Annotated in this window: 17 protein-coding genes and 1 pseudogene; 7 read left to right on the forward strand and 11 right to left on the reverse strand. The window is 34.6% G+C overall.

Annotated elements, in window-relative coordinates:
- Positions 1 to 25 precede the first annotated feature (25 nt).
- The 3 genes from H0S58_RS05695 to hppD all read right to left on the reverse strand — a co-directional run bounded on the left by H0S58_RS05695 (position 26) and on the right by hppD (position 3,924).
- Entirely contained in the window at positions 26 to 1,246 is a 1,221-nt protein-coding gene (locus H0S58_RS05695; protein WP_195727394.1) for an aromatic amino acid transaminase, read from the reverse strand.
- 32 nt (positions 1,247 to 1,278) lie between these two features.
- Complete coding sequence (locus tag H0S58_RS05700; protein WP_195727395.1) at positions 1,279 to 2,679, reverse strand: amino acid permease; 1,401 nt, start codon at positions 2,677 to 2,679, stop codon at positions 1,279 to 1,281.
- A gap of 183 nt (positions 2,680 to 2,862) precedes the next feature.
- Positions 2,863 to 3,924, reverse strand: coding sequence for a 4-hydroxyphenylpyruvate dioxygenase (gene hppD, locus H0S58_RS05705; RefSeq protein ID WP_195727396.1), 1,062 nt, complete (start codon positions 3,922 to 3,924; stop codon positions 2,863 to 2,865).
- A gap of 940 nt (positions 3,925 to 4,864) precedes the next feature.
- On the opposite strand from hppD, the gene H0S58_RS05710 reads away from it, so the two are divergent.
- Positions 4,865 to 5,926, forward strand: coding sequence for a 3-deoxy-7-phosphoheptulonate synthase (locus H0S58_RS05710; RefSeq protein WP_195727397.1), 1,062 nt, complete (start codon positions 4,865 to 4,867; stop codon positions 5,924 to 5,926).
- Between the two features lie 106 nt (positions 5,927 to 6,032).
- Here H0S58_RS05710 and H0S58_RS05715 read toward each other — a convergent pair whose 3' ends face one another.
- The 5 genes from H0S58_RS05715 to H0S58_RS05735 all read right to left on the reverse strand — a co-directional run bounded on the left by H0S58_RS05715 (position 6,033) and on the right by H0S58_RS05735 (position 11,419).
- On the reverse strand, positions 6,033 to 7,229 hold the full coding sequence (locus tag H0S58_RS05715; protein ID WP_195727398.1) for an MFS transporter: 1,197 nt from the start codon (positions 7,227 to 7,229) through the stop codon (positions 6,033 to 6,035).
- 303 nt (positions 7,230 to 7,532) lie between these two features.
- Positions 7,533 to 7,907: a glycine cleavage system protein GcvH gene (gene gcvH / locus H0S58_RS05720; protein ID WP_195727399.1), complete on the reverse strand. Its 375-nt coding sequence runs from the start codon at positions 7,905 to 7,907 to the stop codon at positions 7,533 to 7,535.
- A gap of 71 nt (positions 7,908 to 7,978) precedes the next feature.
- Complete coding sequence (locus tag H0S58_RS05725) at positions 7,979 to 9,007, reverse strand: helix-turn-helix domain-containing protein (RefSeq protein ID WP_195727400.1); 1,029 nt, start codon at positions 9,005 to 9,007, stop codon at positions 7,979 to 7,981.
- 103 nt (positions 9,008 to 9,110) lie between these two features.
- The gene (locus H0S58_RS05730) at positions 9,111 to 9,566 is read right to left on the reverse strand and encodes a MaoC family dehydratase (RefSeq protein ID WP_195727401.1); all 456 of its coding nucleotides are present in this window, start codon (positions 9,564 to 9,566) and stop codon (positions 9,111 to 9,113) included.
- A complete protein-coding gene (locus H0S58_RS05735; protein WP_195727402.1) occupies positions 9,566 to 11,419 on the reverse strand; it encodes an ABC transporter ATP-binding protein in 1,854 nt (617 codons plus the stop codon). The genes H0S58_RS05730 and H0S58_RS05735 overlap by 1 nt, the downstream gene beginning before the upstream one ends.
- 894 nt (positions 11,420 to 12,313) lie before the next feature.
- On the opposite strand from H0S58_RS05735, the pseudogene H0S58_RS05740 reads away from it, so the two are divergent.
- From H0S58_RS05740 to ampC, 3 genes and pseudogenes are all read left to right on the forward strand, one after another.
- Positions 12,314 to 12,511 (forward strand): annotated as a pseudogene (locus tag H0S58_RS05740) (I78 family peptidase inhibitor); the annotation flags it as partial.
- A 267-nt stretch (positions 12,512 to 12,778) separates the two neighbouring features.
- Positions 12,779 to 13,195 carry a hypothetical protein gene (locus H0S58_RS05745; protein WP_195727404.1) on the forward strand — a complete coding sequence of 139 codons (417 nt, stop codon included), beginning with the start codon at positions 12,779 to 12,781 and terminating at the stop codon, positions 13,193 to 13,195.
- Positions 13,196 to 13,314: 119 nt separating this feature from the next.
- Positions 13,315 to 14,481: a class C beta-lactamase gene (gene ampC / locus H0S58_RS05750; protein ID WP_195727405.1), complete on the forward strand. Its 1,167-nt coding sequence runs from the start codon at positions 13,315 to 13,317 to the stop codon at positions 14,479 to 14,481.
- 95 nt (positions 14,482 to 14,576) lie between these two features.
- Here ampC and H0S58_RS05755 read toward each other — a convergent pair whose 3' ends face one another.
- Positions 14,577 to 14,795 carry a DUF6500 family protein gene (locus H0S58_RS05755; protein WP_195727566.1) on the reverse strand — a complete coding sequence of 73 codons (219 nt, stop codon included), beginning with the start codon at positions 14,793 to 14,795 and terminating at the stop codon, positions 14,577 to 14,579.
- Positions 14,796 to 14,952: 157 nt separating this feature from the next.
- The gene (locus tag H0S58_RS05760) at positions 14,953 to 15,861 is read right to left on the reverse strand and encodes a polysaccharide deacetylase family protein (RefSeq protein WP_195727406.1); all 909 of its coding nucleotides are present in this window, start codon (positions 15,859 to 15,861) and stop codon (positions 14,953 to 14,955) included.
- Between the two features lie 284 nt (positions 15,862 to 16,145).
- Between H0S58_RS05760 and H0S58_RS05765 the strand changes: the two genes are divergently transcribed.
- Positions 16,146 to 16,331, forward strand: coding sequence for a hypothetical protein (locus tag H0S58_RS05765; RefSeq protein ID WP_227592262.1), 186 nt, complete (start codon positions 16,146 to 16,148; stop codon positions 16,329 to 16,331).
- Positions 16,332 to 16,561: 230 nt separating this feature from the next.
- Positions 16,562 to 18,142, forward strand: coding sequence for a sensor domain-containing diguanylate cyclase (locus H0S58_RS05770; RefSeq protein WP_195727407.1), 1,581 nt, complete (start codon positions 16,562 to 16,564; stop codon positions 18,140 to 18,142).
- A gap of 299 nt (positions 18,143 to 18,441) precedes the next feature.
- On the opposite strand, the gene H0S58_RS05775 is transcribed toward H0S58_RS05770, so the two are convergent.
- A complete protein-coding gene (locus H0S58_RS05775) occupies positions 18,442 to 18,636 on the reverse strand; it encodes a hypothetical protein (RefSeq protein ID WP_195727408.1) in 195 nt (64 codons plus the stop codon).
- On the opposite strand from H0S58_RS05775, the gene H0S58_RS14005 reads away from it, so the two are divergent.
- Positions 18,620 to 18,730, forward strand: a complete 111-nt coding sequence (locus H0S58_RS14005; RefSeq protein ID WP_195727409.1) for a DUF3924 family protein — start codon at positions 18,620 to 18,622, stop codon at positions 18,728 to 18,730. The genes H0S58_RS05775 and H0S58_RS14005 overlap by 17 nt on opposite strands.
- The last annotated feature ends 406 nt before the right edge of the window (positions 18,731 to 19,136 follow it).

Consider the following 19,136-nt stretch of genomic DNA (forward strand, 5'->3'; position numbering starts at 1 on the left):
TAGCCCGTTTTTTTATTATTCATATTTAAGCAATAGCTTGATGTGCTGTCGCTTTAATCACTTCAGCAACAGAATTTGCCACATAATCAATATTACTCAAATTTAGACCTGCGGCACACATACGACCACTGCGCAGCAAATAAATGCCGTATTGATCTTTTAAAATATCGACTTGTTCTGCTGTTAAACCTGTATAGCTAAACATTCCTTGTTGTTTAACCAAATAACTAAAGTCACGTTCAGGCAAAGCTTTGCTTAATTTCTCATTTAACAAATGACGCATTTTAATAATACGTTCACGCATTTCGGTCAGCTCAGCTTGCCATTGAGCAGTAAGCTTTGCATCATTTAAGACATTATTGACTAACAAAGCACCCGTAGTTGGAGGGCTTGAGTAAATACGACGCACTGTTGCTTTTAATTGACCTAAAACTTTTTGAGCAGTGCTTTGTTCATCGCAAACAAAAGTTAAACCACCAATGCGCTCACCATAGAGTGAGAAAATTTTAGAGAATGAATTACTGATAATAAAATTCATACCTGATTGATCTAAAGCTCGGATGGCATAAGCATCTTGCTCTAAACCTTCACCAAAACCTTGATAAGCAATATCCAAGAATGGAATAAGATCTTGTTTTTTTAATACTTCAATGACCTGATCCCATTCAGCAGGCATTAAGTCTGCACCCGTTGGGTTATGGCAACAAGGGTGTAGCAACACAATACTTTTTGCAGGAAGTGTCGTTAATGTTTCCAACATTGCAGCAACATTCACACCATTGGTTTCTACATCAAAATAAGGATAAAAATGAGTCTGAATACCCGCACCATTAAAGATGGCGATATGGTTTTCCCACGTCGGTTGGCTGACCCAAAGATCAGAATGAGGAAAATATTTCTTTAAAAAGTCTGCACCCACTTTCAGCGCACCAGAACCACCTAAAGTTTGAATGGTCACCGCACGACCATCACGACGCGCAGAACTATCTTGACCTAAGAGTAGCAGTTGAGTGGCTTGATTATAGGATTTCAAACCATCCATAGGTAAATACAGTTTTACCTGATCATTATTGGCTTCAATATTTTTATACGCAGTTTTAACCACATTTAACTGAGGAACAATATTTTCCTCATTGTAATACAGCCCAATACTTAAATTAACTTTTTGTGTCCGTTCATCTTTGCCAAACTCTTCCATTAAAGAAAGAATCGGATCACCTGCATAAGTATCAACATGTTGGAACATGAAAACATCCTTCGTTGTATGTAGTAAACAAATCAAGCTTTGGTTATAGAGCGCATTTTATCTTTTAATGCCAACTGATTGGCTGTTATTTTTTTATTTTTGAAAAAATAAGCCACTAAAAGTACTGAAATCCAAACAGGTATCATCATGACTGCAATCCGCATGTCCGGAGTTTGGCTCATAATCAGCAAAATACCGCACATAAAAATAATGCATAAATAGTTAGTGAAAGGATAGGCAATACTTGGAAACTGAGTAGGAGCATGAATTGAGATCATATGCTTCTTAAATTTTAAATGTGTGTACGAAATTACCACCCAGTTAATCACAATCGCAGCAACCACTAACATCATGAGCAGGTTAAATGCTTTTTCAGGAAAAAGATAATTAATGAGTACACACATGAGCGTAAAAAATGCAGAAACCATAACCGCATTGACAGGGATACCGCGTCGATTAATTTTACTTAAAAATTGAGGTGCATTACCTTGCTGAGCTAAACCGAGCAACATGCGACTGGTGCAATAATTGGTACTGTTATAAACCGAAACAGCCGCAGTTAATACCACAAAATTTAAAATGGTTGCTACCGTTTGACTGCCCAAAGAATCAAAAATAAGTACAAAAGGACTGCCGCCTTGCGCCATTTGGTTCCAAGGGTACAGTGATAAAATAATGACCAAACTCAGGATATAAAATAAAAGGACACGATAGACGATTTGATTGACTGCTTTGGGTAAGGTTTTTTGTGGATTGTCTGTTTCTGCAGCCGCAATTCCGACCAGCTCAATTCCACCAAATGCAAACATAATCATGGCCATCGCCATCACAAGGCCCATGATACCATTGGGAAAAAATCCGCCGAGTGCCCATAAGTTGTGTAAATTAGATTGTGTACCACCACTACCAGTCGCCAGTAAATAGCTGCCAAAAGCAATCATGGCAACAATCGCTAGAACTTTAATAATAGCTAACCAAAATTCCATTTCACCAAATAACTTGACATGTAAAAGATTAATTAAGTTAATGAAAATAAAGAATCCCAGTGCTGAAACCCAAGTTGGAATTTCAGGCCACCAATAATGAATATATAAACCAATCGCGCTTAATTCGGCCATACAGACCAAAATGTTCAGCACCCAATAATTCCAGCCAGACATAAAGCCAGCAAATTTGCCCCAATATTTGTAAGCAAAATGGCTAAAAGAACCACTTACAGGTTCTTCTACAATCATTTCTCCCAATTGGCGCATCATTAAAAAAGCAATAAGCCCAGCAATGGCATAACCTAAAATAACGGAAGGGCCAGCAAGTTTAATGGTCTGCGCAATACCAAGAAATAAACCTGTTCCAATAGAGCCACCCAGTGCAATTAGTTGGATGTGACGGTTACTTAAACCTTTTTTGAGGTTTCCTTGTTCAATTTGCTGCATCTTCTATCTTCATCCCTGTTGAGATAGTGCTCACTCGATCATGATTAATATTTTAAAATAATGATGTTATTAAATCATCAGAGCAATATCAGAAATTTTATTAACAATATTTTATATTAAAGCTGAGTTTCTTATGCACCGAACAGCTCAAATGCATAAGAAAATTGATTTATAATCGTGCAACTAAGCGTTGGAAATATCTAAAACACCACGTTTAATTTGATCACTCTCAATGGATTCAAATAAAGCTTTGAAGTTTCCTTCACCAAAACCATCATCATCTTTACGTTGAATAAATTCAAAAAATACAGGACCTAACATATTTTCAGAAAAAATTTGCAACAATAGGCGCTTGTCATCATTTTGCGTATTGCCATCAAGTAAAATGCCACGCTTTTGCAATTCTTCAGTAGGCTCGCCATGATTAGGTAAACGTTCTGGCAACATTTCATAGTAGGTTTGCGGTGGTGGAGTCATAAATTTCGCACCCAATGCTTTTAATTTGTCCCATGTACCAATTAAGTCATCAGTAATAAATGCAATATGTTGAATGCCTTCACCATTAAAATCATTTAAAAATTCGGCAATTTGACCATTACCTTTGTCTGAATCTTCATTCAATGGAATACGGATTTTTCCATCTGGTGCTGTGAGGGCTTTTGAAGTTAAACCCGTATATTCACCTTTAATATCGAAATAGCGAACTTCCTGAAAATTGAAAATATTTTCATAAAAATCTGCCCAATATTGCATACGACCTTTATAGACATTATGGGTTAAATGATCGATCTCTTTTAAGCCTGTTCCAACTGGATTTAAGGGCACATCGTTAAAGAAAATAAAATCACTTTGATAAATATCACGATCGACCAAGAAAATAGGTGAACCACCAATGCCTTTAATCGCAGGAATATTCAGCTCCATGGGGCCAATTTTTGAATAAATCGGTTCAGCACCCAATTGAATGGCTTGATTAAATGCTTTGGCTGCATCTTTAGTTCTAAATCCCATAGCACAGGCAGAAGGGCCATGTTCTTTAAAAAAGTATGCTGCATATGATTCAGGTTGATAATTGAGAATAATATTGATATTGCCTTGACGCCATAAATACACATTTTTTGATTTATGCTTAGCGACTTGCGTGAAACCTATCGTTTGAAAAATTTCGTCTAGATCTCCATCCTTAGATACGAATTCAATAAATTCAAATCCACAGAGTTCTAATGGGTTCGCTAGCTTATTCATACAACATCCTCATTTTTTCAAGCAATCCTATTGCCCACTTTTTAAATTTTTTGATCATTAAACAAACGAATAAGCCATAGCAATGATTTAAATTTTTATGACAAATCCGTTTGTCTGATCCTGTCTTTCTCGTCTCAGCTATTGCTTAAAAGTATCTCGGAACACGAGAAAGACACTACATTTTTTCATGATAACAAGGTGAATTAATTATTCAATACATAATTTAATTATGTATATCGTAATATCGGCGTATTAAAAAAATTATTTATAACATAAATTAATGATATATATAAAATAAAGTTTTGTTTTTGGTGGGGAGTCGTAAACTGTTGAATTGTTTCTTTTTTTAATAAGTTAAGATTTAAATTTTTAATTGATTATTAAGGTACTGTTTTATAATGTTATTAATTAAATATTATTAGGGCCGAGTATTTTATAAAATAAAAAGAGTAAATTGAATTCAATCTATTCACTTTAGATAAATAAAAATATGCTAAGAAGGGAGGGAATTATTTAGAAAAGTAATTCGTTCCGGATAGATTTGGTATTTTCAGTCAGAAACTTATTTTTTAAGAAGCGCTTGTCAAAGTCATCAATAACGCGTATTTTAAAGTATAGACATATATTTTTTGAAGAAATAAAGATGATAAAGCAACCATTACTTCGTAACGCGACTTATTACTTTTGGCAATTTAGATAATTGCCTGAACGCGTTCGGGCAAGAAATGGTTGCCCACCCAGTTAATACCTGATCGGCAACCCTGATCAGGTTTTTTTATGCTTTATTTTTTATATTTTGGAGTAATCTCATGCAAATATTTAACTATTCATACTTGGGTAACTTTTTTTGGTTTTACTTTAGTCAAATGATGACGCAATCCATTAGACCCATGTCGCTCAAATAAAAGATTGGACTCAAAGAAGTCCCTAGGAAAGTCCCATGAATGCTTTAAATACTGCTTTACAACATATTCCAACAAAAACCAAAGAAACTATTTTAAGTTTGCCTCAGCAATTAAAGGCGCAATTGCCTTTGTCTTCCACGCTTGCTCATCAGATTAATGCACAGCGCCAGACGATCCAAAATATTTTAGATGGTCATGACTCACGCTTGATGATTGTAACAGGCCCATGTTCAATCCATGACCCGATTGCTGCACTAGACTATGCAAAAAAATTGCAACAATTACAAAGTATAGTGGCAGATCAAATCTTCTTCGTGATGCGTACTTATATTGAAAAACCTCGGACTACTGTAGGTTGGAAAGGTTTTTTATATGATCCAAATTTAGATGGGTCTTCAAACATGCAATTGGGATTAGAAAAATCTCGTGCGTTATATCTTCAAATTATAGAAATGGGATTACCCATTGCTTCTGAAATTTTAAGCCCAATGGCAACGGCATATTTCGATGATTTATTGGCTTGGGGCGCAATTGGTGCACGTACCAGTGAATCACAAATTCATCGTGAAATTTCAAGTCAGATGCCTTATAGCATTGGTTTTAAAAATGGTACCGATGGTTCTATTCAAATTGCTTTGGATGCGATTCAGTCAGCTTCTCATCCGCATCAATTTATGGGTATGAGCCAGTCAGGTTTGCCGTGTATTCTAGAATCGGAAGGTAATCCTAAAGCACATTTGATTTTACGTGGGTCTAATGCTGGTCCTAATTATCACTTGACTGAAATTGAAAAGATTAAAGCAAAAGTGAAAACTGAATTACCTGCTTTGGTTATTGATTGTAGCCATGGCAATAGTGATAAAAATCCTTTATTGCAAGCAGAAGTATTACGAACCATTGTAGCTGAACGTTCACTTAGCCATGTTCGAGGTGTGATGTTGGAAAGTCATCTAAATGATGGTCAACAGAAAATTTCATCGGAGATGACCTATGGGCAATCCATTACAGATGGTTGTTTAGGGTGGGATAAAACCCAACAGCTTCTAATTGAAATTGCCGATTCATTACGTACTTCTGCGTTAAAACGAAGTGCTTAGGATTTAGATTTTTCTAAAGTTCATTTGAAATCTATAAAAAGCATCCTCCATTTTGAGAAGGATGCTTTTTTTATTGTATTACTCGGAATATTTTATCGAGACATATTTAGACTGTTGTGGGTTTACGATCTACACATAATTTATAAAAAACCAAGCTCAGTGCTGTGATAAATGCACAGAGCAGATAGGCAAAACTATAACCTTGGTGAGCAATCACCAGACCCAATAAAATAGAACCCAAAGCGATCCCTAAATCATAACAAGTAAAGAAAGTTGACGTGGCATGTCCAATCCGATCTTTTGGGGAACGTTGAATAGAAAGCGTCTGTAAACAGGGCTGAGCTGAGCCAAATCCCATACCAATGAATACAGCAGCAAGCATTAATCCAGTGACGGTGTTAATCAGACTTAAAATAATCAATCCTATTGCGAACAAGGTAATCGCAGGGTACACGACATAATTGGGTCCTTTACGATCATAAATTTTTCCAGTAAACGGACGCAGACTCATCATTGAAATTGCAAATACCACAAAAAATAAACTCGCATATGCCAGTAAGTTTTTAGATTCTGTAAAAGTAGAAATAAATGACATGATGCTGGCGTATGAAAAAGAAATAATCATCGCCATAATCGAAACAGGCAGGGCTTTCTTTTCCATAAAATCATTTAGAGATAAGCGTGGTTTGTGTAAAGCTAACTCTTTCTTGATTGGATTTTGAATCGGAATCATGAAACAAAAAATAAAACCTAAACAGATAATAGCTGCAAGAATAGCTGCTACGCCAGTGTAGGAAAGTGATAGCAACAGCGTAAGCCCCAATAATGGCCCGAGGACAATACCTAAATTAATAGACATCACAAAATAACCCATTCCTTCGCCTTTGCGTGTTTCAGGAATAAAGTCATTGGCAATTGGAACGGTCACTGTGGTTAAAATACTAAACCAGATTCCATGTAAAAACCGAACCACTAAAAGTACGCTTAAGTTGTCTGCAAACAAATAGGCAAAAGAAAATAAGCAAAATAAAGCTTCTGAAACATAAAGCGTTTTTTTGCGTCCAAATTTTTCAATGATTAATCCACTAAAAGGGCGAACTGCAATCGAAGATGCCATAAATAATGTCATGGCTAAGCCTGCTTGCGCCAAGCTTCCACCCAGTTCATTGACAATATAAATCGGTAAAATTGTAGTTTGTGCAAAATAAAAAACGAATAAGAATAGATTGTTCGCCAAACATAATATAAATGACTTATTCCACAATGGCTGAGTATTCTCAGGAGAAGATAGAGCAGGAGACATAATTTATCCAATTCAGAGGAAAGATGTGACTCATCAGGCTTATCAAATATATTATTAATAATGGAATAGATTTTTAGTTGTTGGGAGGGATAAGACAAGAAGTCGAAAGATTGTACAAATTTTAAATGATTATAGTGGAAAAGTATAGTTGTTATAAATCAAGCAAATTCATTCCATTAAATCTTTATAAGATCAAACAGATAAATATTATAGTTATATGGAACGATTTTGGCTATAAATAGGTGTTAAAATATACTATAAAAATCAGCCCTATAGGCTGATTTTTATGGGTTTAAGAGAGACTTATAAACCTGCTTCATAATCTTGGCTGGAGAGTAGTTTTTCTACGTCTGCCATATTGTCTGGTTTAATTTTATAAATCCAACCTTTGCCATACGGTTCATCATTTACAAAATCTGGATCATCTTCTAAAGCTGAATTAATCTCGACCACCTCACCAGACACAGGCGCATGAATATCAGAAGCCGTTTTAACTGATTCGACGACACCTGTTTGCTCGCCAGCAGTAATACGTTGACCGATTTCTGGGGCTTCAACATAGACCAAATCACCTAAAGCATCCTGTGCATGGTCAGAAATACCTGTAATGACCAGATCACCTTCAATTTTAACCCATTCGTGAGTCGCGGCATATTTCAATTCTGAAGGATGGTTCATGGATAACTCCTTTAAATTATTCACATCATTTTTGCTGTGTTTTATACATGGTTTTTAAACAAAACGAAAGTTTATAAATATGGGTCTTTACGCCAATTACTCGGACTACGACCATTCCAACGCTTAAATGCTCGACTAAAATTGGCGACATCACTATAGCCAAGTTCATCTGCAATTTGTTCTAAAGTATAATCTGTTCGGGAAAGCAGTGAAGTTGCATGTCGATACCGTACTTCATCCACCAAAGTTGAAAAGGTGGTGCCCTCGGCAGCCAATTGACGTTTTAGAGTTCGGTCTGACATATGTAAACGACTTGCAACGTGTTCAATACTCAAATAATGCTGTTCTGAATGGGTTAAAATATCACGTACCCGCATGGCCAAACGGCGGCGTTCACCTAAAGCTGACAATTCCGCTTCACATTGGTTAATCGCAATTTGACTGGCAATTGGGTCTGCATTCACCATTTTTAAATTTAAGAATTTTTTATCGAAACTTGATAAAAGATGTGGCTGTTCAAAACGGAAATTGTGCGAAGGAAATTTTGTAATATAACGTTCAAAACCTGAAGGTTGAGGAAAGTCAAAATCGATATCAGCCGATAAATCATCACTGCCTGTCAAAGCTTTAGCCATCGTGATGATGCCAAGAGTTAAAGCAATGGTAATTTCAGTCCTTAATGGCTCAAGATCAAAGTCACATTGTAATTGTAATGTGGCTTTCTCACCAAAAGTTGAAAAATAAAGTTGTAAAAAGGGCATACGTAACTGAATAAATCGCTTCGCCAAAACCAAAGCTTCAGTTGTATTGTGTGCGGTCATAATGGCATAGCCAATAAAGCCATGAATAGAAATACGCATTTGTGTGCCCAAATGAAAACCTAGCGTCGGCTCTCCAGTTAAGCGTAGCGCGTGTTTAATCAGCTCATTTGCCACAGGCGTAGGAAGGCGATAATTCGGTTCAGCCAATTGTTCGCTGTTTAATTGAAAAGGACTAAATAATGCTTCTGCATTGTAACCCCAACGAGACACCACATCTAATAGGAGTAAACCGTACACTCCTGGTATTCCCTGATCTTGTTTTGGAGAAATCGTTTTCATGCGCTATCCATTTGCACTCATTCGTTTTTTTAAATATTCACTTGCATCTTGGCATAAAAAAAATAGTCTGTTCATAAAATTGTTCGACAATAATTCTAAAGTCTTATAATGAGACAGCACTAAATTCTCTTTTAAAAACCACAATTTTAGTTGTTGAAATCAGCACAACCTCTCTATTTTGATTAAGGGTCTGAGTCAGATAGCTCACGATCGCTCGATCATTTTTAGTTTTTGATGGCGTAATTTCGACAATTTCTACTTCAACATGAATGTAATCATTTGGGCGTGTAGGACGTGGCCAGCGAATAGTTGACTCTGAACCAATCAGTCCATAGGCAACTGGAAAACATTCTGTCCATAAACGCATAGTGACCGCAGACGTATGCCAGCCACTTGCAGCAATCCCTTGAAAAATAGGATGGTCTTTGGCCTGTTTTTCATCGGTATGAAATACTTGTGGATCAAAAGCATGAGCGAATTGCTGGATTTCCTCTAAGGTCATTTTATACTTACGACTAATAAAATGATCTCCCAGTTTTATGTCTTCCAAATACAACATTAATCCATTTCCTTTTTCTTCAAAGCCTGTTGCTCAATTAATAAACCACCAGTCTGTCTTTGCCATAAATGTGCATAAATACCATTTAAAGCAACCAATTCATCGTGTGTGCCTTGTTCAGCAATTTTACCCTCATCGAGTACAATTAAGCGATCCATTTGGGCTATAGTTGAGAGTCGGTGCGCAATTGCAATCACGGTTTTATCTTGCATTAAATCATCTAAACTGGACTGAATTGCTGCTTCAACTTCTGAGTCTAATGCGCTGGTGGCTTCATCTAAAATTAAAATAGGTGCATCTTTTAAGAAAACTCGGGCAATTGCAATTCGCTGGCGTTGGCCACCTGAAAGTTTAACACCACGTTCACCGACATAAGCTTCATAACCCGATTTACCGCGCAAATCTGTCAGTTGAGGAATAAAGTCTTCAGCTTTGGCTTTACGCACTGCTGCAAACATTTCTTCATCGCTGGCATTTGGACGGCCATATTTAATATTTTCAGATACGGTACGATGCAGTAAAGAGGTATCTTGAGTTACTAAAGCAATGTTTTTACGCAAGCTATCTTGAGTGACATCTTCAATGTTTTGTCCATCAATTGAAATACGACCTTCATTAATTTCATAGAAATGTAATAACAATTGAATAAGAGTCGATTTACCTGCACCAGAGCGACCGACAATCCCAATTTTTTCACCAGGCCGAATGGTTAAATTTAACTGATCAATCACATTTTTATTGTTATAAGCGAAACTGACATGATCAAATTTAATTTCACCTTTTTTCACCTCTAAAGGTTGAGCATTTTCTTTATCTTGAATTTTGATCGGGCGACCTAGTGTTTTCATCCCATCCTGAATCGTGCCGACATTTTCAAAGAGAGCAGAGGTTTGCCACATCATAAATTCAGCAATGCTGTTGAGTTTCAAAATCATGGCTGTGGTTGCGGCAATAATACCCAGTTCTGCTTGTCCATTCATCCAGAGCCAAATGGCCGTACCCAAAACACCCACATATAAAACGACACTGAGCAAATTAATACTAATTTCGTACTGGACGCCCAAACGCATTTGCTGATAAACCGTGAGCATAAAACCTTGCATCGATTCTTTGGCATATTGACTTTCACGTCCTGCATGCGCAAAGAGCTTAACCGTTTGAATATTGGTATAAGCATCTGTGACACGCCCCGTCATGATAGCTCTGGCATCAGCTTGTTTATTTGAAATTCGACTTAAACGTGGGATAAAAAAACAAGCAGCCGCTACGAATAAAAATAACCAAAGCATTAACGGTATAAGCAGAATTGGAGAAATAGCACCCAATACCAAACTAATGGTCACAAAGTAAATAAAAACATAGGCCAGCATATCACCCAAAATCACCCAAAATTCACGTACTGCAAGCGAGGTTTGCATCACTTTGGCAGATAAACGACCTGCAAAATCATTATGAAAAAAATCTAAACTTTGCTGTAATAATAAATTATGAAAGCGCCAACGTAGACGCATAGGAAATGTACTAAACAGAATTTGATGTTTAATAATCGACTGAAAACTTGAAAAGAAAATATTGGCAAATAAAATACACACCAATAAAGTCAAATTTTGAGTGTGTTGGGCTAAAAAGGTTTCGGGTTGACTTTTACTTAGCCAGTTTACGAGGTCACCAATTTTTGCGTACAGGATTGCTTCAAAGCTGGCAGCACCAGCCGTGAACAATACCAGCAATAACAAATAAGGACGAACGCCAGTAGCCGCTTGCCATACAAAAGGGAAAAAACGGGTTGGAAGTGGTTCGTTTAAACCTTTAGAAGGATAAGGATTGACGAGTTTTTCAAACCACTGCAACATAAGTTCCACCTTTGAATATCAATATTATTAAATTTCAGTTATTTACAAATTTTCTATCAAAAACAATATTTTGATTGATAGTCTAGTATGCGTTTGAACCTGTGTAAACACCACTTTAGCTGTGCGAAACCGATTATATTTACGCCCTGATTTACGCCATAATGAAAAAAATGCTCAAGGCGTAAATTTTTATGGGAACTATAGTTCAAAGATCACTCTCAGACGGTACTTTAAGATACAGAGCTGAAATACGCATTAACCGTAAAAATTTCCTGCATATAAAGAAAGTAAAACTTTCACTACTAACCGCATTGCTGAAAAGTGTGTCAAAAAGCGTGAAGTCGAAATTGAGAATAACCCAGACATCTTGAACGGTAATCACCACGAAAAAAGCATAAAGCTTTCTGATGCTATAGATTTATATCTGAATGAAACAGAAGGGGTCTATAGCAAAACAAAAGTGAATGCCTTAAAGCTAATCCAAAAATTTCCGATCGCTAAAAAGTCTATCATGAAATTGAACATTATGGATTTATCTGATCATGTTGCTTTAAGGAAAACGTATTGTCCGAAAGTAAAGGTTGGTTCTGTAGTCAGTACTATTCTTCACGAATTGCTACAGATACGTAGTCTACTAACGCATGCATCAGTAATGGTAGTCATGAAGTTCTATTCTTTTCTTCTTGAAGTATGTGATTTAATAGAATGTATAGAGATTGTTCTCAAGCCTGTGGTTGACACCTTCTTATTCGGTATGATTAGTTTTTTATCTTGATAAGACAAAATTTTATGAAAATTATCCAGAATTTATCTTTAATTTTAGCTGCGATTACATTGACAGCATGCGCAAATCATCCTGAACAGGTGCCTTCTCAACAGACACAAACAATGACTAACTGTGTATCTGAAGAAGCAACAAAGCTTGTTGGGCAAACTGGTTTATCAGAAGCAGTGATTAAAACGAAGACTAAAGCTGAAACTGTAAGAATGGTTTCTCCCTGTCAACCAGTCACTTTAGATTATCGTTCTAATAGAGTCACAGTTGTGACTGATCCACAAACCAAAATTATCGTTCAAGCATCTTGTGGCTGATAGCTTAAGACTGATTAAAAGAACCACCTTCGGGTGGTTTTTTATTGGGAATAGAAAATGCAAAAAGCCGTGTTTCCTATCCTGGGCATGCCGACATCACCAAAGCCATTAGAGCTTTATGCATACCAATTACATCAAGGCATTAGAAGAAAAAGCCTTTGCGTACAGCACAAGAAGTTGCACAAGCTGTTCGTGATTTTGGTGAAACAATTCGTTAATAATTGATTTATTTTCATGCTATATTTCCCTCATTGGGGTGGGGGATTTATGAATAAAATATTACTTATACTTGGCTTATTTTTTAGTATTTATAGTTATGGGGCGAATGCTCCCAGTAAAAGCAAAACAGATGATTTGGAGAAAAGTCGCGACCTCTGTACTGGTGGGGCGGAAATCGCCAGAACAATAATGGTAGCGAGACAGAAAGGTGTATCATTAGCAGAAATCAATAGCGCTCTTGGTTTGGTTGATAAAGAAACAAGAGAAATGCTTGAGATTTTTGTGGTCAATGCTTACGACGTTCCGATCGCTGATTCTCCTGAAGATTCAAAAATAATAAGTTTAGAATTTGCGAATGGGTTTTTTAAAGAATGTATGGGTATAAGTGAGGGTATCTATGGCAGTGAATTACGTTCAACTTCTGACAGTATCAATGTACACAGAATACTAATCAATCAAGAGTAAATACATAGTAAAACAAACCTCCTTTATGTTAAATGGATGGAAATTAATATCATTATTAAAGAGTAGATTTTAGATAGATGGCAAAATAGCGGTTTGCATAATTGATGGAAATACTAGGAATGTTATCTGTAACTAAGAAAAGCTTTAGATTTAGCTTCTTTACTTTGGCTATAGGATTGAGCACCTATTCTAATGCTTATGATGTGGAAAAAAATAAGGATAATATTGAGACAACAATCAATCAGTCATTTAAGCCACTTATGGAAAAATATGGCGTTTTAGGAATGGCAGTAGGCGTTATTTATAAGGGAAAAAATCACGAACAATATTATGGTATTCAATCTGATATTGATAATAAAGCGGTTGATAGCCAGACTATTTTTGAATTAGGTTCTGTAAGTAAAATTTTTACTGCAACAGCAGGTGCTTATGCTAAGAGCCAAGGTAAACTATCTTTCCAAGATCATCCAAGTAAATATTGGCCTGCATTACAAAAATCAGAGATTAACAAGGTTAGCTTACTAGAATTAGTAACTTATACGAGTGGTAACTTACCATTACAATTTCCAGATAATGTAAACACAGATGAGCAAGTTTTAGAATATTTCCAAAATTGGCATATCAAGAATTCCCCTGGTCAATATCGTCAATATTCAAACCCAAGTATAGGATTGTTTGGCGAAATAGCAGCAAGATCAATGAAAGTTCCTTTCACATCATTATTAGAAAATGTGATTTTTCCAAAATTTAACATGAATCATACTTATATCAATGTTCCTAAAGAACAAAAAGAACATTATGCTTTTGGTTATGATCAGCTGAATCAGCCAATTAGAGTTAGCCCCGGTGCTTTAGATGCTCAAGCATATGGCGTTAAATCTTCACTTCCAGATATGCTTAAATTTTTAAATACAAATTTGAATCCAGAAAAATCTAATTCTGATTTTAAGAAAGCTATTTTAGAAACACATAAAGGATATTTAAAGCTTGGAAACATGACACAAGCACTTGGGTGGGAGACTTTTTCTTATCCTACAACTTTCGAGATTTTACAAGAAAGTAATTCTGAAAAAGTTGTTATGCGATCAAACCCAGTTGTAAAGGAAACCACTCAGGCAAAGTCCAAAGTTTTCCATAAAACAGGTTCTACGAATGGTTTTGGAACTTATGTTTTCTTTGTCCCAGAAGAAAATTTTGGGCTTGTGATGTTGATGAATAAAAAGATTCCCAATGAAGAACGCATAAAGGCAGCCTATAAAGTCTTTAATACGATAAAAAGCAGTTAACTTTTTCTAAAATTAACATAATACGGATTATATAAAGCCTTAATATTAGATTAGGGCTTTTTAATTTCGTATAACAGCTATCATGCTGAGTTAAGCTAAGACTCACTTAAAACAAGAGCTTTAATTTTTACAGCTTTTTCAAAATGATCTAATTTATGTTGCATGATCCACCAAGTTGCGGCTTCCATCAAAAGTTCAGGATTCTCATTTTTATTTTTGAAAAAAGCATAGAAAGATAAACCAACGTTATCTCCTTTTTTCTCAATTTTCTCATTACATCCATGAATAAATATTTCTCTTAACTCTTTTCTCATAGTTTTAAGATTCCCTAAAATTAACATGATACAGCTTATGCGAAAGGCCCTATTCATGGGCCTTTTAATCATCTGCTTAACATGTCTTATACGAAGTCAAAAACGAGGATTTATAGTCCGCCGTTTCGTGTAAGTCTCATTATATTAAATAGAATATTTAATTTTCAATATTCAAGCCATGTTTTGCCAAATTTAGATATTCATATGGGGCATCTTCTGCTGGATAACGTAAATTTTTCACACCATAAATTTGTGCAATATTCCATACAATACTTTCACCAGCAGGCAATAAGTTTGGCTGAATTTTATAAATAGTATCTTGATAAGCAGTATCACTATCAATAAATTCCCAACTTTCTGTCTTGAAGGAATAAATTATGTCTTCTAACCAAGCTGCATTAATCGCTCTAACATGAAGTAAAAGTACATGCTTTGGGGAGCGTCCTAATGTTTGTACCGCTAAATCATCATAATATTTCGCTCGATCAAGTAAATGGAAAATATAAGCTTGTTTTAATTTATCCAAGCTTGCTTGATCTTTTTGTTGCTGATATTTCAAAAACAATTGGTTGTAATACCAATCACTAGCATCGATGCTGACAGCACCAGATTGATAGTTATGGGTACTAAGCCATTTTCGTACACCATCCCTTTTTTCTAGAGTATTTCCCTCTTTAAGAAATGGAAAACGGTAACGTGGTACAAATCCTTCTATTGAAGAAAACACTTGATGACCTTGTTGCATATCTTGTAAATAATGAGATAGCTTTACTTCATTTTTATTCAGATTTATATGTAAGTTTCCATGATTACCAATACGATGTCCTTGTTTCCCCCAATTAGAAATAATATTCAATCCTTCTGTTCCTCCAATTTTACTTATACTTGGATAAACGATTGCATGAATTTTATTTTCTTTTAAGGTACTTAAAATATCCTCATTAATTTGTTGAGCTTCTGAATTAATTGAGGGATCTAAACCATCATCGAAACTTAATGCTACGCTTTTTGCGATAGCTACATTAGATAACCCTAAGCAAAAACTTAAGATAATTTTTTTAAGCATAAAGTGACTCTATTATTTGAAATTACTTACGATGAATCAGTAGCCTAACATTTTATTTTATAGTTAAACTTTTCTAAAATTAACATAATACATATTATGATAAAGTAAAAAGGCGCTTCTTCGAAGGGAGTTCATAATTTGAGTACATAGAAGATATCCTTATTTTTAATTATTATCTGTAAAACATTCAAAGTATAAAAGTTATGATCACAAAATAATTCAAAATCGTAAATACAATAATCGCTGTGCTGGCTATAGCAGCTTTCATTTATTTTCAGTATTCCATGAAAACTGATGAGCTTGGTGGTTATAAACAGGGCACAGAGCAATATAACGGTTATCGATATGCTCAAGACAATAGCTTGAAGTCGGCAGATCAGTGTAATGATGATGCTGAAGTTAATGCTAATAAAGATTTTTTAGAAGGCTGTAAAACTTACTTTGAGCATCAAGAAGAAGCTCTTAAGTAAATGTGGTGTGGCAGAAAAATAAAGCTGTGCATTCTGCTATCACAATACACAGCAAATTCAATTTAAAAAAAGTGTATGTCACTGTTTGTGTGTAATATATGAATTAAAGTCCTGATTGAGAGTTTTAGAATATGAGGAATTTTAACAGTCATTAATTAAAGTAATTACTTTAATGGAGTTATAAAAATGTAATAGACTGCATGCCTCGAGTATTCGTAATACACTAATATATGAAATTGTCTAGAATTATTGAAAAAAGACTTAAGCTAAACTTAAGAAAGTTAATACTTTTTCTAGCAATTTTTTCTGTATCTATTCTATTTTTCATTTCCTTAGCTATTAGTTATCAAATAGTAAAAAGGCAACTCATCAATAACTCATTAGACTTAAACGCGGAATATGCAAATAAAATTGCAATAAGTACAGACAATCATTTTAAAAATATTCTGATCGAGCTGAATTATAGTGCAAAAATTTTAGAAAAAAAAATTGATAATGATGAGGTTAGAGAAGAAGAAGTACAGAGATTAAAAATGCAATCTAATTATTATACTAGTGTAGTAATTGGAGATGCTGATGGACGATTGATAAATTACTCACCTAACATACTTAATATTAATAAAAACAAAGTACAATCAACTCTGGGAATTATTAATTCTATAAAAAGTAAAAAAGTTTATATATCTAACCCCTACCTATCTAGCAAAAATAATATGATTATTTTTATTTCTCATCCTATTTTTGATAAAAATAATAAATATAGAGGTTTTTTAGGAGCAGCAATTTATCTCAAAGAAAAAAATGTTATTAATGAGCATTTAACAATCAATGAGGGCTATAAGAAGAACTATATGTATGTAATTGACAAGAATGGTCAAATAATTTTCCACCCAGACAGTAACAGAATTGGTGATATAGCAAAAAATAACACTGGCATAGAGGATATAAAAAAACAAAAAAATGGAAAGATGCGTCTTATTAATAGCAGGGGAGTTGATAATCTTGCTGGATTCGCACATATAAAAACAACTGATTGGATTATTGTCTCTCAGCAACCAACTTTAGAGTTACTTAAACAGGCAAACTCAATTATCTACAAAGTATCAGGTGGGATATTTGTATTCTATTTGGTAATATTTTATATTGTTTGGAAGTGTTCTTTTTATATAGCCTCCCCACTACACGAACTTGCAAATATGGCAAGCTCACTAGATCGACCTGAAGTCAGTGTAGATATTAAAAATATTAGTCCATGGTATTATGAGATAGTAAAATTTAAATTTTCTCTCCTACAAAGTTTGAGGAAATTTTCAAGAAAAATAGATGAAATGGACTACTATGTTAATACAGATCCACTTACTGGTTTAATGAATCGTAGAGGGATGAAATTTGAAATAGATAAAATAATAAGTATGAAGAATAATTTCTCAATTCTACTGATAGATATAGATTTTTTTAAAAAAATAAATGATACATATGGGCATGCTCAAGGAGATTTAGTTTTAAAATTCTTAGCTGAAATTATGCAGAAAAACTTTAGAACAAATGATATCTGCTGTCGGTATGGTGGTGAAGAATTTATTGTAATAATGCCACATTCAAATAAGCAAGAGGCTTATGAGAGTGCAGAGAGATTTAGAAAAATAGTACAGGATACATATATTGAAAACATATATTCTCTTACTATCTCAATAGGCATAGCTTCTTGGACTGAAAACTCTAATGATATTTCTGAAATATTTAAGCAAGCTGATATAAATCTCTATCAAGCTAAAAATAATGGCAGGAATCGTGTAATACCAACTGTATAGCAACTATATCTTGCAAATAGACTAGAGAGGATTTCTCACGATATACCTTTCCCACAAAATGATCAGAAATACCAGCAACAACAATCTGATCAAAAATAATAGAAGTAATCCTGATTATTAAAAAACCCTCAAGTTTTGGCTTGAGGGTTTTTTAATAATCAGAGTTTAATCAAAGAGATTACTTTTGCTTTTTTAGTTGCTTTTGCAATTTAGCAAGTTTGCTTTCATGTTTAGAAATCTTTTTAAGGCGGTTTTTAATCTTCTGTTTAAGAGATTTTAATTGCTTAGCCATGATAATGTTACTCCTTAGTTGGTGTATCCGCTGACTGATTTTTTTTAATAAAACTACGGATGAATTTTCTTAACTCTCTAGCTGCGCTTGTATCCAAGGTATCACATAAGTGAATGAACTCATCACGCTCAGCTATACTGATACGAATTAAGAGCTGACCATCTTTTTTATTAACCTTTGTCTTTTTGGGTAATTCAGTCATATCGTCTTTATCCCAAAAGGTAATAAGTAAAATGTATATACAATGTATATGCAAATTTGATTTAAGTCAACCATCATTGATAAATCATCTATAATCAAAACAACTATGCCAGACGCACCAGCCTAATTTCTTCTGAAAAGACGTAGCAAACTTCATCCAATGTTCAATGTAAAAATATTCTAATGTTTTCATTTTTATTCATTCCTTTTAAATAATTTAAAATTTTGCGCCTTTTTTACACCTTAGATGAAATTAATAAATAATAAGTTTTTGTTTTTTATTGAAAAAACCTAAAAATAAGTTATACTTTTAATTCCCAATAGGGCATTTGCTCTTTTATTTGCACACACACAAAATTCCCATACAAATATTTAGTCGTGTCTAGAACACTTCAGATGGAACTTTATGATGCTGAGCTACCTGATATTCAGAGAAAGTAAAACGTTCAGTTTTATAGACAAAGTACGATTAAAGCATAACCTAGCTTCTTAAAAAACAAA

The organism is Acinetobacter sp. TTH0-4, from assembly GCF_015602665.1.
Lineage (GTDB): Bacteria > Pseudomonadota > Gammaproteobacteria > Pseudomonadales > Moraxellaceae > Acinetobacter > Acinetobacter albensis.